Source organism: Pararhodonellum marinum, assembly GCF_015354735.1.
Taxonomy (GTDB): domain Bacteria; phylum Bacteroidota; class Bacteroidia; order Cytophagales; family Cyclobacteriaceae; genus Pararhodonellum; species Pararhodonellum marinum.
In genome coordinates, this window is record NZ_JACEFJ010000006.1 from 161047 (window position 1) to 177214 (window position 16168).

The window sequence follows — 16168 nt, forward strand, 5'->3', positions numbered from 1 at the left end:
GTGCCATACATGAGGTAGCCAGAATATTTTCAGTTAGAAGTTAAATAATAGCCAGCCTATCCCTATTTTTGGGCATGATGAAATGGGATACACTTTTGGGCTCGGAAAAATTAGCTCCCAAACAAATGGAAGGAAAGGAAATGCATTCTTTCAGAAGTGAGTTTGAAAAGGATTACGACAGGATCATTTTTTCAGCTCCTTTCAGAAATCTTCAGGATAAAACCCAAGTGTTTCCTCTCCCTGAACATGATTTTGTCCATACCCGCTTGACCCATAGCCTGGAGGTATCGAGTGTGGGGAGGTCTTTGGGAAAAACCGCCGGCGAACACCTGATCCAAAAATATCCGGAACTCTTAAACCAATCCCTGACCGCATCAGACTTTGGCGCTATTGTGGCCGCAGCATCCCTTACCCATGACATCGGCAATCCACCCTTTGGGCACGCAGGCGAAGATGCCATTTCCGACTTCTTTAAATTCCACCCTTATGGACAAGTTTGGCAAAAACACCTGACAGCAGCAGAATGGCAGGACATGTGCCAATTTGAAGGCAACGCGCAGGGATTTAGGTTGTTGGTGGCCAAAAACAAAGGCTTGAAAATTTCCAGTGCCACCTTGGCGGCTTTCACCAAATACCCAAGACCTTCGCAAATCCCCCATCAGGATCCCAAAAGAAGAAGCCAAAAGAAATATGGATTTTTTACAGATCAAAGAGGCACTTATGCGGACTTATCTGTTCAGTTGGGACTACAGGAAGTGGCTCAAGACTGCTATTTGCGGCATCCTTTGGCTTTTTTGGTAGAGGCAGCTGATGACATCTGTTACAGTATCATTGATCTGGAAGATGGCTGTACCATGGGATTGGTGAGTTTGGAGGAAACCATTGAATTGTTATCGGAAATATTGAAAGACACTTTGGATCCCACCAAGCTTCAATCTTACGGAACCCAGGCAGAAAAACTGGCCATATTGAGGGCCATGTCCATCAATACTTTGGTGAATGAAGTGGTGGAGGCCTTTATTCAGGAGGAATGGGCCATGCTAGAAGGTACGTTCGATCAAGCACTGACCGACATCATTCCTTCGGCTGCTGCCCTTCAGAAAATCAGCACACTTTCCATTCAAAAAATTTACCGTTCCAAATCCGTCCTGGAAAAAGAGGCGGCGGGTTTTCAGGTCTTGGAAGGACTGCTTGAGGTCTTTTCGAAATGCCTATACCACCGCTTTTTTGACACCAAACTGTTTTCAGGAAAAGACAAAAGCATCCTGAGACTGCTTCCCGAAAATTTTCCGGTCAAGGAGGAATACATCCATGGCAACCCATATATGTTGTTGAGGGAACTGATTGATTTTATCTCTGGGATGACGGATAAATACGCGCTTTCTTTGTATCGGCGTGTAAAAGGAATTGCTTTCCCAGGTGCTTAGCTCTGATTTGAACTGGATTTTAGACTTAAAACCACCTACCAAAAATGATTTTGATACCGAGGTGATTTCCCCACTTAGTGTGGCCATTGTCGTAAGCGAAATAAGTCCCTCCTAGCTGAAGCCCGAATGATAGGGCAAAATCATTATCAAATAGCAAGTTATAGCCAGGTTCAATCCAAAGTCCAACATTATTATGCTCTTCTATCCTGTTTCTAGTAAAGCTTACTATAGGAGCAACGAAAAACCCTTGTGAACTTTCTTTTACTACTTCCTTTGACTTAAAAAAAATGGGCAGCGCGGTCTCGAAACCAAAGTGACTTATTTCATTGCCTTCATTTCTTATCCCAAGATTTAATATCGATGTAAACCTGATGTCCATTCTTTTGGTTAGGGGTCTTTGATAGACAAGCGGCAAAATATTGATGTCCAATTCTCCTTTCTCATAGAATGGCTCAACTGTCAAACTCGGGTTTATGCCGATGAAATTGTACTTTTTTTCATCTTGGGCATTTAGTGTAATGCCATAAAAAACCAGGATAGGTACAAGAAATACAATATGTTTTAAATTTTTTTTCAATACCTTTTTGACTTTTTCCTTTGGATGAGGGTCAAGGTGAGGTGCAGATGGTAAAAATACAACTTCCTGTCAACTGAGAACAAGTTAATAAAAAAAATTAAAACCCTTTTTTGACAGAAAGCCGGCTGGGCCTCTCCAAAACTTTGGTTTAAATCCAATTAATACAAATTGGTCTTTTCATCATTTTTTATTCTTGCATCTAGTTCTTCTTGAGAGATATCGAGTTTTGCATGGTCAATCAAGGTTTTGGCCAAGGAAGATACTGTTCGCTCTACGTTGTCATCGGTCTTCATCCACAAGTTGGATCGGATGATACACTTGGCACAGTGCATGAAGGCCTCTTTTACCTGCACAATGATGGCAAGGGAGGGTGTTTTGCCTTGACAGGACAATAACTCCAAAACCCTGTCATCTGTCACTATTTTGGCTTCACCATTTACTCTTAGGGTTTCTTTGATACCCGGTATAAAAAAAATCAGACCTATGTTCGGATTCTGAAGGATATTACTTAAAGTATCTGCTTTACGGTTTCCTGGTCGATCCGGAATAGCAAGCATCTTATCATTCAAAATTTTTACAAATCCTGCAGGGTCGCCTTTTGGTGATACATCAAAGTTACCTTTTGAGTCAGCGGTTGCCACGGTAATAAAAGGTGATTTTTCAATAAAATTTTTGCAGTGCGTGTCAATGTAATTGATTGTTTTCCTGATCACCACCTCATTGGGGTATCCCATGATGTCACGGAGTTCTTTCTCTGTGCCGATAATTTTTTCGAAGGTCCACTCCATAGATTTATAGGTTTGAGTCCAGGATAAAGGTCAGCATATTTTGACAAGCATTGAAAAAAAACTTTATAATCCTTCCAAATCGATATGGATAAAACAATGTTTTAAATACTGACCGTTTTTATTCCTTTCCAAGGATTCCATTCGGCCTCATAAAATCAAATGCACCCTTGCGAAGGGATATGCCATATTCCAGATAGGCTTTCAAACATGCAAGAAAATTTGCCCAGCCTTCTGTATTGCTGATCAGCCATTTCAGGTTGTCTTCATTAAAGGACTTTCCGTCTTCAGTTACCTTTACCAAGGTGCTGCTATCTGATTGTTCTTCCAAGATGATCGTTACTTTGGTTTCTTGGTCCCAAACAAATGAAACTGATTGATTGGTTTTTATCTTAATTTCTTTAACAGTGAATTGATCCGGAAATTCGGGAAACTTCCAAATCAGCTCTTTTCCGGTTTCCATTCGACCGTTGCTTTCAGAAATGAAATACCTTGTCATTTTTTCGGGATTTACAATCCCTTCAAAAACCACTTCCACCGGTTTTTGAATTTGAATGGCTGCTTTGGAGATTAGCTTTATCATGGTTTTTTTCGATGGGCTTATTTTTCATTCCATAATTGGCACTTCTTCCTTCTGAAGTTTTTTTTGGAGAATTTTTTTGTCTATCAAATGTTGATATCATGGATAGGTGAATCAGTTGAACACTTATCAATCTTTACCCCTTTAGAGAAAGTCAATTTTTCATCCAATCCATCCAATAGCTTTAACAATTGTGATTTTTTGTCTTCAATTTAAGGGAGTTTCAGCAATTGTATAATAAGCATTAAACGTTACAATTTTTGCCTCGAATAAACGTGGTTTTCGTTGAATAAAACTCCTCCATTTTTTCTGAAAATGGCCAATATAGGATCCAATGTAAAATCGTGCTTATGTATTTTTTACAATAACGAATGCAAGTAATTTGCAGAATCAATCAGTCCATTTTTGCGAAATCGCTCCAATATCTCAAATTCATCAAGATTTGGATTGGATCTGTTCATTACCAATGCCCTGAAAGCTTCCAATGCAATGTCGTTATTTAGGTCAATGGTATCAGTGATAAAATCATCGGCGTTTTTTGCCGATAAGCCAAAGCTAGCTAAATACGTTTCGGGAAAATCTTTCAGGTTATTTGTAACGACAATGTTTGCATTCGTTTTAATTGCAGCCGCTAAAACATGCCTGTCTTTCTCGTCTGGCAATACTAAAGAATCAACTAGTGACTCATAATTATCGACCAAGGCATCGGGGAAGGCAAGCTGGGCTTTGTTCAGTCTCTTTTTAATTTCTTCATCTGGAATACCCTTATGTTTCATGACGTTTTCCCACTCCAAAAATATATGTTTAGTCCATTTTGGAGTAAAAAGATCATAGGAAGCAAACCAAAATAGTAGATCTCTGATATCTATGGGATAAATTACATTGGTATCAAGAACGCATGTAAACCTGACACTATGAGTCATACAACCCTGATTCCTCGTCTGACTTCATGATTTCTATCAATAATTTCCGTTGCTCTAGTTTGATTTTTCTCTTGAAGTCTAGTAAATCTTGGTATTTAATTCTTCTGTGTTTTCCAACTTTTGCAAAGGCAATTTCCCCGCTTTCAAGAAGTTTTATCAAATGTGGTCTTGAACAACCCAGTATTTCTGCAGCTGCTTGAGTCGTAATTTCCGTTGCTACAGGCACAATAGATACCAGTTTGCCCTTACCGGTTTCCTTTAGTATTTTGGCCAGAAGTTGCAATGCCTTCAAGGAAACCTTTATCTTTTCATTCGTTTCTTTAATTTCAATTTCAGGGTAATCAGAATGAATTTGGTCCAATGCAGTGGCTAAGGCATCATAGGATTCCATTGCTACTTTTTGTTCTTCTTTGGATGGTCTTTCCGTTTTTTCATTAATGTACATATTAACTTGCTTTAATAATCAAATATACGAAATATTCGAAAAGCCATTCGTTTGTTTCGAGTAAAAAACTTTCAGTTTTCCAGCCCTAGTCCTCTGCATCATAGGGCTCCATGATGCAGCGAACAGAAAATCCAGCCCGCTTCATGACGAAAAATCTTCCCGCTGTCGGATCTGAAGTGCCTACAACAAAAGAACTGGCTTCTAGGGAAGTAGGAACGGCCGTTGATGACCAAAAATAAGCCACACCACCAAGCCCCTGAAAAGACCCATCAATTTCACGAAACCCAGCCCCATAGGCAGAAAAACCACTTTCGTTGGTAGCGTCAGCGTTAGGACTGCTCCAGAATTCCAATCCGGGATACTTAAGTTTTCCTCCCGCTATGCTGTTGCCACCCAAAAAATCAATTAATGCGAACCATTCTTCCTCAGTAGGAATCCGATACCCGTCAGGACAGATGCCCCTTTCATCGGTTACTGCAAAGTGATTGTAAAGCTTGCCATAGATCATGCCATTTTCAGGATCGTCATCGAAATCCCAACTCCCTGCATCATCTACAATTCCTGCTTCTTGAATAATAGGCTCCCCATTGTTAAAATGAGCAGTCTTTAAATTTTCCGTTAACCAAACTTGTCTACCTATGACCAAGGGGCGATAAATATGGTTATCAAAGTCGCTTACCGTGCTTCCAGGTTCAGGAAAAGGCCTTAGCGTAGTAAAAGAAATCTCATCACCATAGGCTGTGCCCTTTACATTGGTGGCATAGGCCCTCAAGTAATATTTGGTATTCGGTTCAAGTCCGGTTATTTCACTTAAAAAATCGCCTTCGCCCGACCCATCGATAGTCCTTGAGTCATCGATGGTAGGATTTTGGCTGGTACTCCAACTTACTCCACGCTCAGTGATATCACTACCGCCATTTGAGGTAATCGTACTCTCACTTGTAGCGTTGGTTTGTAAAAAATCAATTATTTCCACGGTGGTTACGGTTGGTAATTGCGTATCATCAATTTCTTTTTCACAAGCGATTAGCATTCCACTTAGCAGAATAATGGGTATAAATCTGGCAACAACTTCAATCTTTGATGTTTTCATTGATTTTTCCTTGCTTTTGGTTTTTATAATAAAAAATCTGTTTTACTAGATAAGAGCATAAAATTTCTGTCAGTTAAAACTAATCTTTTTTTGATTAATGGTCAAATTAGTCTTTATAATCCATGTAATAGAAACGGAATACAGATTATCAGGGTTGGAAAGTATTCACTATCCAAAATGAAAAAATTGCCTTAACCAGTAAATTTTCCATAATTTTACTGCGCTTATCTTTACATTTTATCAATAGAGCCTAGTGAAAACTGCTATCCTGCTTATACAGTGCAAAGACCAAAAAGGAATCGTGGCCGCTGTTTCGGAATTTTTGTTTGCCCACAGAGGGAATATCCTTGAAATAGATCAACATGTGGATCAGGAACTGGGCATGTTTTTTATGCGGGCGGCATGGGAACTGGAGAGTTTTGCGATTCCGCCTAGCGACATTTCGAGCCTTTTTGCCGAAAAAGTAGCAGGCCGCTTTGAGATGCAGTTTGATCTGCACTTTAACTTCCCCAAACCGAAAATGGCCCTTTTTGTATCTAAATTGTCCCATTGCCTTTTTGATATCCTCAGCAGGTATTATTCGGGGCAGTTTGGGGTGCACATTCCTTTGGTGATTTCCAACCATACGGATTTAAAACGGGTGGTAGAGGCTTTCAGAATTCCATTCTTTCATATTCCCATCGATAAAAACAACAAAGCGGAACAGGAACAAAAGCAACTTGACTTGCTTCAGGAGCATGAAGTTGATTTTATCGTGTTGGCCAGGTATATGCAGATCCTCAGTGGAAAGTTTATCCAAGCTTACCCAAACAAGATCATCAACATCCACCATTCCTTTTTGCCTGCTTTTGTAGGCGCCAAACCCTATCATGCAGCCTATGAAAGGGGTGTCAAAATCATTGGGGCAACTGCCCACTATGTGACGGAAGAACTCGACGCAGGTCCTATCATCGAACAGGAAGTAGCCCGGGTCAGGCACCACAATACCATTCCTGATTTGGTGCAGATTGGTCAGGATGTGGAAAAAGTCGTTTTGTCAAAAGCCATCAAATACCATTTGGAAAGGAAAGTGCTGGCCTTTGGTAATAAAACGGTGATTTTTTATTGAATTGGATTACCACATTTGAATCTGTCCATCCATCCAATTCAAGCGCTGTTCCAACCATTCCCGAATGTACTGTACCTCTCCCTCATAAGAGCCCGTTACCACGGGATTTGGCCAGACATAGGTGTCCAAAATCGGCCAAATGGCAAAATTCATGGCCTGACTGTAGTCCATTTTAAGTGCACGGTTATCAATGACTTCAGGTAATTTAGCCAAAACAGGCTGATGAATATTCCACCTTTCTTTTACCTGTGCCCTAAATGCAGGATCTTCAAAAAGACGGCTAAACCAAGGACCTCCCCGCACCCACCATCCAGTTGGATATTGGGCAACACTGTAATCCACATTCCCTATGGCGAGATCAAAATCCCAAATAGGACCCATGGATAATTTGTCATTGTTGGCCAAGAAAAAATAGATGCTGCTAAAGTCCCGGGCATCCTGGTTTTTGGTGATTTCATTGACCAAAAACCAATCGATAAAGTCCTCCACATTGTAATACTTTCGATAACCCAGTTCCGGATCAGCAAATTGATCACTATAAAGGACAGATTCAGCTGATTCTATAAAGTTTTTGGCATAATCGAATTGGCTTTGGGTCACTTCACTGGGTCTTTTGAAGTTTACCAATGCCCCTCTCGGGGTAGTAAAATGAAAGGGTTCTCCAGCCCTTTGATCAATTTCCATGATATAGCCTCCGCTGATCTGACTTGGGTCAGCTCGATTGGTCATTTCAGCAATATTCAATCTATTGGGGTCAATCCTGATCTGTTCAATCAGTTGGTAACTTCCCTGGTGCACCCCATTGACCACCAATTCGACCGGTATTTCCCTTGGGGTATAGGCCATTCCAAACCCCTCGCTAAGGTACGTAGCCACATGTGTCCTCATCAGGGTTTTGTCCGCATAATTGGCCAACAAGACCCAATGCCGGTGTTCCGGCAAATCAAAAATGGGCTGACTTTGGTTTAATCTGAGTTTGTAAGGTTTTTTGGGCATGCCCCAAGTGGAGTTTCCCCTACCTCTGATATTGACAGACCCATTGAACAAACCGGTTTCATACAGCCCGTTTCCAAAAGCTTCCATGGTTGCGTCTAGATAATCCTCCTTGTTAGCAATGGGGGCATTGTTTCTGACCTGAATTTTTAACACCGGAATATCCGAAAGGTATTTGGCATGGATGGCGAGGGGCGAGGAAGCCGAACCTGCTTTGATGACCGATAATTGGATGGGTTTGGTAAAATCTGCTTCAAAAATGGCTTCGTTTTGGGAAGATCCGTTGATCTCAAGCCTATCTCCCTGAAAAATCACTTCTGCTGTAAAAGCTTTGATATTGGCTTCCAAAGGTAAAATCGGAGATATCTCTGAAAGATCCAAAACATCCAAAATGATGTCCTCCGGTAATTCCGGATTGAGCGTTTTTGTAAATCTGATTTCAGTGATCCCAGTTACAGAGTTAGGCTGTTCATCAGCCCGCTCCATGTCACAGGAAAAACAAAACAGCATCGGCCACAGCAGCCACAAAGTTAACTTGGAAAAAGATTTCATTTTGGGTGTATTTCTGGCAATATACACAAAAAACACCCGATCCCCTAGGTAACGATTTTGCGCGGAATATTTTCTGGCAATCGGGTCAAAAGTTCATAGTTAAGTTGCTGTGTGGATTCCCCAAAGGACGCAACCGTCAATTCATTGCTTTTTTGTTTGCCGATGATGACCACCTCATCCCCTTTTTTGACACTTGGTAGATCCGTTACATCCACAGAAATGGCATTCATGGTCACAGTGCCTACCACGGAAACGATTTTTCCATGGATCAGGACTTTGCCCAGGTTGCTCAAAACCCTACTAAAACCATGACCATAGCCTATGGGAACCAAAGCAATGGTCATGTTTCTGGAAGCCATGTAGCTGGTCCCGTAGCCGATAAATTCTCCCATGGGCACTTGCTTGATATTCATGACATTGCTTTTCCACCTGATCAGTCTTTTCAGTGGGTTTTTGCTTCCTGCATCCAACTGCTTGAATTTGTGCATGTAGGTTTCCTGACTGGGCCAAAATCCATAGGAGGCAATACCAATCCTGACCATATCCATGATGGTTTCAGGATAAGTCAAGGTAGCGGCCGAGCATGCGGTATGGTAGATTTCAAATCGGAGGTCATTCTCTAAGAACCAGTCTTTGAATTGCAGGTATTTTTTGATCTGGTTTTGCACCCTCACATAATTCCCAATGCTTTCGGCTCCCGCATAGTGGGTACACAGCCCTTTAAGCTCTAGATGTTCCTGATTTTTTTGCAGGATTTGGAGTAATCTTTCGCGGTTTTTCCATTCGAAACCAGTCCGATGAAATCCCGTCTCCACTTCTACATGTACTTTGGCTTTTTTTGACAGTTTTTTAGACCATTGAATGGCGGCCTCCAATCGGTCAAATTCGAAAACATAAAAGCTAATCCCATCCTTGATGATCCATTCCAATTCCTCATTGTCAATCATCCCCATGATCATGATTTGGCTTTTTTTGGTACTGACTTGATATGCCCTGAAGGCTTCATCGGCACTGAAAGTACTGAAATGTCTCAAACCAACCGATTCTGCAATCTTCACCATGTTCTCAATTCCATGCCCATAGGCATTGCCTTTGATGACCGCTGAAATGCTGGTATGTTCCGGAATCAGGGACCTTAAAAATTGGATGTTTTTTTTGTAGGCAGATTTACTGATTTCGATAAAAGAAGTGTGCTTCATGATTCTAGGGGAGGAACAAATTTATAAGGTGGAACTACAAGAGGTCAAAAGAAACATTTATTGGTGGATCTCTTCGATGATTTGGGTGAAAAGGTTGAGGCCTGTAGGCAAGATGTCATCCGGAAAATCATAATTTCCATCATGGAGTTGCGGGTGCTTTTTACCTGATCCGATCCCAAAAAGTAAGGTTTTCGTCACTTTAGAAAACTGACCAAAATCCTCGGACCAACGGAAAGGAATTCGGATGTGTTTGGTTTTCAATTTAAGTTTTTTGGCTGCCTCATTGGCAAAATTCCAAGCTTCAGGATCATTGATGGTTGCGGCAAATTCTTCCGTATAGCCCACCTGAATGGTCAACCCATAGTCTTTGGCTATACTTATCATCAATTTTTCTGCATAATCCTGCAGCTTTTCCATCACCTCATTATCAAAAGCTCTCAAAGTGGCCCTAATGGTCGCTTTTCCAGGGGTAGTGCCAAAAGTTATTTCACCCAAGACTGCATGAACAACCGTAATCAAGGAAAAATGCTTCATGGCATCGGGAAGCTTTTGAAGAGCCACGATCATTTTGCTCATCGCCTCGGCAGGGCTGTTGCCATCCTCGGGATGGGCAGCATGGGAAGTATTTCCTGTCAACTCAACCACCATTCCTTTGGAGGCAGCTGCAAAGGTTCCTTTTTTCAGGATGATTTGGTTTTTGTCATATCCGGGAAGATTATGCAGAGCAAATGCATAATCAAATTCTAGTTCTTTGAATTTTTTGTCTGCCAATACTTTTTCTGCTCCCTCTCCGGTTTCTTCGGCAGGTTGGAACAAAAGGACCACCTCCCCTTTTCGAGGTCTGTTTTTGGAAAGATATAAGCCCAAGCCTGCAATGATGGCCATGTGCCCATCGTGGCCGCAGGTATGGGAAAGACCTTCAAATTTGCTTTTATGGCTGCTTTTTCCTTTTTCCGGAATGGGTAAACCATCCAATTCTGCACGAAAGAGGGTTTTCGGACCTGCTTCATCACCTTTAAAATGAAAAACAACCCCGTTCCCCCCCAGCTTGGCAATGGTACGATCAGGTTTTAGAGGTTCAAAAAATGAAAGGATTTTTTCCGCTGTTTTGGTTTCCTTCCCGGACAGTTCCGGCTCTTGATGCAAGTTTTTGCGCAATTGAACAACTTTCTCCAACGTATCCTTTTCCATAAATCAAAATTTGAAAGTTTAAAACAATATATAATCTATACTATAAATTGACAAAGTTTCAGCCTCAATCGTTCCTTTTCCCAAATTGAATTGCAGGGGCTTTTTCTATATTTGTAGCATGATGATGGCCCCTTCTTATAAACCACAAGAGTCCAACAAGCTCCCAGAATTGCCTGGGGTGTACAAATATTTCAATGAAAACAATGTGCTCATCTATGTAGGAAAGGCCAAAAATCTAAAAAAAAGGGTTGCCAGTTATTTCAATAAAGGCAACGGCCTCAACCACAAAACGAGAAGAATGGTCAGGGAAATCGACCGGATTGAGATCTCCATCGTCAATTCCGAATTTGATGCCTTGCTTTTGGAAAACAATCTGATCAAGGAAACCCAGCCCAAATACAACATTCTACTGAAGGATGATAAAACCTATCCTTATATACTCCTGACCAAAGAGCACTTCCCCAGAATTTACCCCACACGCACCGTAATTCCCTCCAAGGGAACCTATTTTGGGCCTTTTGCCAGTGTGGGGGGTATGAAAAATGTATTGGAGTTGATCAGGAATCTTTTTACCATTCGAACCTGCAAGCTGGACCTAAGCCCTTCAAAAGTTGCCGAGGGCAAGTATAAGGTTTGCTTAGAGTATCATCTTGGCAACTGTCTTGGGCCCTGTGTGGGTTTGCAGGAGGAAGCCGAATATCAAAAAGACATAGAACATGCCAAACACATTCTAAAAGGGAACCTGGCCTCTGCGAGAGCTTATTTCAAGCAAAACATGCAGGAAGCTGCGGAGCAATACGCCTATGAAAAGGCGCAGCGCTATAAAGTCAAATTGGATCTATTGGAGAAGTATCAGGCCAAATCACTCGTCACCAGTCCCAATGTCACAAACCTTGACATCTTCTCCATCGTCAGTGATGACAAAATCGGCTATGTCAATTACCTGCAGATCAAAAACGGGGCGATCATTTTGACCAAAACAGTGGAATTGAAGAAAAAATTGGATGAGTCCGATTCAGAAATGCTGTTGACAGCGGTCATAAGGCTTAGGGACCAATTTCAGAGTGAAGCCAAGGAACTTTTGACCAATGTGGACATTGAAGAGGAAGTGGAAGGGTTCCAGATTATCGTCCCCAAAATCGGAGACAAAAGAAAACTGGTAGAACTGTCACTTAAAAATGCCCTTTATTACAAAAAGGAAAAAGCGCTGTTGGCAGGACAGACCAAGGACAAAAAGGACCGCGTGCTCCGACAATTACAAGAAGACCTTTCTTTAAAAGAACTCCCAAGGCATATCGAATGCTTTGATAACTCCAACATCCAAGGCACCAATCCAGTGGCAAGCATGGTCTGTTTCCTCAACGGAAAACCCGCCAACAAAGAATACCGGCATTACCACATCAAAACCGTAGAAGGACCCAATGATTTTGCAAGCATGACAGAAGTGGTGGGCAGAAGGTACAAACGCCTGTTGGAAGAAAACAAACCCCTTCCCCAACTGATCGTCATCGATGGGGGCAAGGGTCAACTATCCTCCGCTGCAGAGGCCCTCCATCAGTTGGGCATCTATGGACAAGTGCCCATTATAGGCATTGCTAAAAGATTGGAGGAAATTTATTTTCCAGAAGACACCTACCCCTTGCATATTGACAAAAAATCAGAATCGTTGAAATTGCTTCAAAGGCTTAGGGATGAAGCTCACCGATTTGCCATCAATTTTCACAGAGACATCCGAAGCAAAAAGGCCGTAGGTACACAGCTTACAGAAATAGAAGGCATTGGTGCAGCCACGGCTGAAAAGTTGCTTAAGCATTTTAAATCCGTAAAAAAACTCAGGGAGGCCTCCTTTCCTGAGGTGGAAACCTTGGTGGGAAAATCCAAAGCGATGGTAATCAAAGAGGCCTTAAACAAAAAAAGCGGATAAATTATCCGCTTTTTTTGTGTTGTATTTTTACCATTCCCATAGGTTAGACTCGTATTCTAACAGCTTGTATTCAAAAGCCAAAGAATTGAGATAAGCCTGTAAGTCAGGATTTGGATGCTCAGGATCAACCATGTCAGCAATCAAATCATCATTGGGGTTGGTGAATTTCCTAACCACTGATTTGAACAGCCTCAAGTCAAATGCCTGATCATAAGGCAAGTGCTTAGAAGTGTTTTGGAAATTGATCCAGTAGTGTCTTGGATGATTTTTGAAATGCTCATAGAAATCCTTGTACCGGATAAAGGCAACCGTTTCCTGGCTAACTCCGGCATTGGTTCCTGCTGGCATGACAATTTCCAGATACTTGATATCAAAAAGGACCTCAGACCTGTGTCCATCAAAAACAAAGTCTTCTCTGAAATCAAGGTAATACATGTCTTTGATGAAAATACTGTCCCCCAAAGCATTGATCCAAAACTTGTTGGAAAACTCAGCTATTGACATGGGTTGGGTAAATTCCTCATCAGCAAAAACCTCAATGGCGTTTTCATCGACTACGGCTTTGTAGATCGCATTGATGATTCCATCAAGTTTTGCCACACCAGTTCCATATAAAGAGAGGTTGAATTTTTCCCTGAGGTCTATTCTTCTCCATACAGCGATCTGATACATTTTATCATCTTCACGAATGGGTCTGGAAGAGAATACCGTATCCGTCCTAAACTGTCGGTCACCGAAGTTGGATGGAGTAATGCTGGTATTTCCCTGAGCCACGACCTCACCGCCAAGAACAAAAGCCATCAGTAAAGTAAGCGCTCCTGTCAGTTTAAATAATTGTTTCATTGGCTTATAATTTAAATTATGTCCTAATAATAGGTATTTATTTAATCGGGATAAGAATCACCTCATTCAAAGGAGTCCTGATTTTGTTTCCTCTGAAATTGGTACGGGTTACTTCATTGACCACGACTACCAATCTGTCACCGCTTTTGGCGGATTGGATCAGATTTCTGATGGCCACATTTTCACCGCTGATTTTCACCGTCTCCCTAGGCACATCATTCCTTACGAGTCTTACCTCACCTGATGTCACTTCGAAGTTGGCATCTTTAGGCATGGTTCTGCCGAAAGTAGGTTCTGCTACAGCCTTGATCGCCAATTGAGCAGGTCCTGGTGAAGGATATGGATTTTGCTTATCGATTTCCCCTCTACCGTCAAAAGCTTTAATTGAAGGAGCAGGCACTGGTCGGATGTCATAAGCAACATCACCGATTTTGTTTCCACCACTGCTGACACCGATATTGACTTTTCCGGAACTTCCAGGAATGATGGTCACTTGACCCGGCTTGCCTCCTTTGATAGCCTGACCGCCGTTTACCGCAAACTCCGGAGCATAGCTGTTACCTAAGGCTGGAACATCAATGTTCAATTCGTTGGCACATTCTGCATATAGCTGCTGTACGGTTTCCGATGTCACCCTAATGATGGGTTGAGCGATGTAGTATTCGTATTCTACAGGAAGGACTGCATCTTCTCCTCCGATGTTGGTGATAATTTCACCTTTAAGCACCTGCTTAGCCAATCCTCTGTCATCATAACTTCCTGCAGGCGGTGCTGTGAAACTGATTTTACCAAATCCATTTTCAACTGGTATTTCTTTACCGTTCGCCAACATTCTTGGCTGAGCAGAAGAAGAACTGGAAGCAATAAACATATCTGCTTCAAATTTGGTCCCTGCAGCTACTACATTAGACAAGGCGGCAACTCTGGCTTCAGTGATGTCAGCCTTGAAATAAAAGGAACCCAATGATTGCGTAATCGCAGCCAAGGCCTCACTTTCTATGTTCAACACTTCATTCTGATGCTGGCTGATGATAGCCATTACAGCTCCAACTGGAGATTTGACAAAATTCAGGTTCACGAAGTCTTTAAAATTTACATCGCGGTTGTTTTTGAATAAGTCGATCTCATTGGCATCCCTGGCAATTTTAGAGAAAGTCAAGTCAATGCCTACTTCTGCAAGGGCCTGGGTAATCAACTCAGGATAAGCATTCAGCCTTTCCTGCATTTCATATCCTTTGCGGTTGTTGTTGAAAATGTTACCGGATATATCCTGATTTTTCAATGCCGCACTCTTGTATCCACCCTGATCATCCTTGGCATTTGATTTCTCGATCAATTCCTGCTTCAAATCTTCTAAGTAAGCATAGGTCTCAGCCGTCAACTTTCTGATCTCATTGGCTTTGGCCACTTTAGGAACATCCTTGGCATTGTTGCCTTGTTGTTCCACCGTATTAGCTATCGCATTGAGTGAAAACTGGTTTTTCACTACAAAGTTGTTCGATGTTCTCTCTAGTCCATCATTTAGAAGGACAAATTTCTGAAGGATTTGGTTGCTGACCTGAAGGGCCAAAAGGGCCGTCAAAACCAGGTACATCATACCAATCATCCGTTGTCTTGGTGTTTCTTTACTACCAGCCATATTTTTCTACTAATTTCATGTGTATAAATTTCGAAAGTCGAAAGGATTAACCTTTCATAGCTGTAAGCATGCCACCGTACACTTTGTTGAGTGAACTTACGTTGTGATTCAATTTTGATAATTCTTGTTTGAAGGTCTCGGTTTCTTTACCGGCTTCATTTAAACCTTCCAAAGCAGCGTTGATATTAGAATAGAACTTATTCAATACTTTCACGTGACTATTGGCATCCTGAAGCTCCATTTCATACACCGCGTTCAAAGCAGACAGGTTTTTGGTTACTGTAACCACTTGATGATGGTATTGCTTGGCGTCTTGAGAAGCAGAAGACATCTCGGTAAGCGCTGCGGCAGTTTTGCCATAGGACTGATTGATATCCACCAGGGTTCTGGAAGCAACTTTTACATTGTCAGCATACTCTGAAGTAGCTACTGCGGCATTGGCCACGGTACCCATTTTCTCAGCTGAACTAGCCAGATTTTTGATGCCTTTACCTAAGCTTTCGATCAATTCAGGACCGATCTTGGCATTTTCCAACATATCGTCAAATTTTTGAGATACGCCGTCATTTTTCTTGGCTTCTTTTTTAGCTACTACTGCTTCATTTTCGTCTGCAAGTTCAGGGTAAACTTTGGCCCAGTTGATTTCTTTGTGCTGCGGCTCGAAAGCAGACAGGAAGAAGATAAAAGCCTCAGTGGTAAGACCGACCCCAATCATAAGGGTTGCAAAAGGCCAGTCCAATATTTTAAACATAGCACCTAGAATTACGACAGATGCACCGATACCATAAATCTTAGGCATGATGGAGCCGTAAAATTTATTTTTGAATGAATTATTACTGTTTGTAGACATAATCTTAATTGATTTAAAAGTAAAAGTGGTTTAATAGAA

15 protein-coding genes are annotated in these 16168 nt (G+C 41.7%); 3 read left to right on the forward strand and 12 right to left on the reverse strand.

The window, feature by feature from the left end; all coding sequences use genetic code 11:
- The first annotated feature begins 74 nt into the window (after positions 1-74).
- Positions 75-1427 (forward strand): dGTP triphosphohydrolase, encoded by a 1353-nt coding sequence (gene dgt, locus H1A14_RS13110; protein WP_194776719.1) that lies wholly within the window; start codon positions 75-77, stop codon positions 1425-1427.
- A gap of 25 nt (positions 1428-1452) precedes the next feature.
- Here the strand turns inward: dgt and H1A14_RS13115 are convergent, their stop codons facing one another.
- From H1A14_RS13115 to H1A14_RS13140, 6 genes are all read right to left on the reverse strand, one after another.
- Complete coding sequence (locus H1A14_RS13115) at positions 1453-2004, reverse strand: hypothetical protein (protein WP_194776720.1); 552 nt, start codon at positions 2002-2004, stop codon at positions 1453-1455.
- 158 nt (positions 2005-2162) lie between these two features.
- On the reverse strand, positions 2163-2792 hold the full coding sequence (locus tag H1A14_RS13120; RefSeq protein WP_194776721.1) for an MSMEG_1061 family FMN-dependent PPOX-type flavoprotein: 630 nt from the start codon (positions 2790-2792) through the stop codon (positions 2163-2165).
- Positions 2793-2910: 118 nt separating this feature from the next.
- Positions 2911-3372, reverse strand: coding sequence for an SRPBCC domain-containing protein (locus H1A14_RS13125; protein ID WP_194776722.1), 462 nt, complete (start codon positions 3370-3372; stop codon positions 2911-2913).
- 356 nt (positions 3373-3728) lie between these two features.
- Positions 3729-4292 (reverse strand): PIN domain-containing protein, encoded by a 564-nt coding sequence (locus H1A14_RS13130; protein ID WP_194776723.1) that lies wholly within the window; start codon positions 4290-4292, stop codon positions 3729-3731.
- A complete protein-coding gene (locus tag H1A14_RS13135; protein WP_194776724.1) occupies positions 4282-4737 on the reverse strand; it encodes an excisionase family DNA-binding protein in 456 nt (151 codons plus the stop codon). The genes H1A14_RS13130 and H1A14_RS13135 overlap by 11 nt, the downstream gene beginning before the upstream one ends.
- An 85-nt stretch (positions 4738-4822) precedes the next feature.
- Positions 4823-5830 carry an FISUMP domain-containing protein gene (locus tag H1A14_RS13140; RefSeq protein ID WP_194776725.1) on the reverse strand — a complete coding sequence of 336 codons (1008 nt, stop codon included), beginning with the start codon at positions 5828-5830 and terminating at the stop codon, positions 4823-4825.
- 253 nt (positions 5831-6083) lie between these two features.
- Here H1A14_RS13140 and purU point away from each other — a divergent pair, with 253 nt between their 5' ends.
- Entirely contained in the window at positions 6084-6938 is an 855-nt protein-coding gene (purU, locus tag H1A14_RS13145; protein WP_194776726.1) for a formyltetrahydrofolate deformylase, read from the forward strand.
- Between the two features lie 6 nt (positions 6939-6944).
- Here the strand turns inward: purU and H1A14_RS13150 are convergent, their stop codons facing one another.
- Genes H1A14_RS13150 through H1A14_RS13160 form a run of 3 tightly spaced genes read right to left on the reverse strand, consistent with a single transcriptional unit; the run spans position 6945 to position 10873 of the window.
- A complete protein-coding gene (locus H1A14_RS13150; RefSeq protein ID WP_194776727.1) occupies positions 6945-8483 on the reverse strand; it encodes a CotH kinase family protein in 1539 nt (512 codons plus the stop codon).
- 44 nt (positions 8484-8527) lie between these two features.
- Positions 8528-9682, reverse strand: coding sequence for an alanine racemase (gene alr, locus H1A14_RS13155; protein ID WP_194776728.1), 1155 nt, complete (start codon positions 9680-9682; stop codon positions 8528-8530).
- A gap of 57 nt (positions 9683-9739) precedes the next feature.
- Complete coding sequence (locus tag H1A14_RS13160; RefSeq protein ID WP_194776729.1) at positions 9740-10873, reverse strand: amidohydrolase; 1134 nt, start codon at positions 10871-10873, stop codon at positions 9740-9742.
- 121 nt (positions 10874-10994) lie between these two features.
- Between H1A14_RS13160 and uvrC the strand changes: the two genes are divergently transcribed.
- A complete protein-coding gene (uvrC, locus tag H1A14_RS13165; protein WP_194776806.1) occupies positions 10995-12797 on the forward strand; it encodes an excinuclease ABC subunit UvrC in 1803 nt (600 codons plus the stop codon).
- Between the two features lie 27 nt (positions 12798-12824).
- On the opposite strand, the gene porN is transcribed toward uvrC, so the two are convergent.
- From porN to porL, 3 genes are read right to left on the reverse strand one after another with little or no spacing between them, the layout of a single operon-like run.
- A complete protein-coding gene (gene porN / locus H1A14_RS13170; protein WP_194776730.1) occupies positions 12825-13640 on the reverse strand; it encodes a type IX secretion system ring subunit PorN/GldN in 816 nt (271 codons plus the stop codon).
- A 37-nt stretch (positions 13641-13677) separates the two neighbouring features.
- Positions 13678-15279, reverse strand: a complete 1602-nt coding sequence (gene porM, locus H1A14_RS13175) for a type IX secretion system motor protein PorM/GldM (RefSeq protein ID WP_194776731.1) — start codon at positions 15277-15279, stop codon at positions 13678-13680.
- A 46-nt stretch (positions 15280-15325) separates the two neighbouring features.
- Positions 15326-16078, reverse strand: coding sequence for a type IX secretion system motor protein PorL/GldL (gene porL, locus H1A14_RS13180; RefSeq protein WP_194776732.1), 753 nt, complete (start codon positions 16076-16078; stop codon positions 15326-15328).
- Between the last annotated feature and the right edge of the window lie 90 nt (positions 16079-16168).

Bases quoted from the DNA above. Each gene is read 5' to 3' on its own strand.
- H1A14_RS13130 (WP_194776723.1), bottom strand. From the start codon at position 4,292: ATGACTCATAGTGTCAGGTTTACATGCGTTCTTGATACCAATGTAATT.
- H1A14_RS13140 (WP_194776725.1), bottom strand. From the start codon at position 5,830: ATGAAAACATCAAAGATTGAAGTTGTTGCCAGATTTATACCCATTATT.
- H1A14_RS13125 (WP_194776722.1), bottom strand. From the start codon at position 3,372: ATGATAAAGCTAATCTCCAAAGCAGCCATTCAAATTCAAAAACCGGTG.
- H1A14_RS13150 (WP_194776727.1), bottom strand. From the start codon at position 8,483: ATGAAATCTTTTTCCAAGTTAACTTTGTGGCTGCTGTGGCCGATGCTG.
- dgt (WP_194776719.1), top strand. From the start codon at position 75: ATGATGAAATGGGATACACTTTTGGGCTCGGAAAAATTAGCTCCCAAA.
- H1A14_RS13160 (WP_194776729.1), bottom strand. From the start codon at position 10,873: ATGGAAAAGGATACGTTGGAGAAAGTTGTTCAATTGCGCAAAAACTTG.
- H1A14_RS13120 (WP_194776721.1), bottom strand. From the start codon at position 2,792: ATGGAGTGGACCTTCGAAAAAATTATCGGCACAGAGAAAGAACTCCGT.
- porL (WP_194776732.1), bottom strand. From the start codon at position 16,078: ATGCCTAAGATTTATGGTATCGGTGCATCTGTCGTAATTCTAGGTGCT.
- porN (WP_194776730.1), bottom strand. From the start codon at position 13,640: ATGAAACAATTATTTAAACTGACAGGAGCGCTTACTTTACTGATGGCT.
- porM (WP_194776731.1), bottom strand. From the start codon at position 15,279: ATGGCTGGTAGTAAAGAAACACCAAGACAACGGATGATTGGTATGATG.
- alr (WP_194776728.1), bottom strand. From the start codon at position 9,682: ATGAAGCACACTTCTTTTATCGAAATCAGTAAATCTGCCTACAAAAAA.
- H1A14_RS13135 (WP_194776724.1), bottom strand. From the start codon at position 4,737: ATGTACATTAATGAAAAAACGGAAAGACCATCCAAAGAAGAACAAAAA.
- uvrC (WP_194776806.1), top strand. From the start codon at position 10,995: ATGATGGCCCCTTCTTATAAACCACAAGAGTCCAACAAGCTCCCAGAA.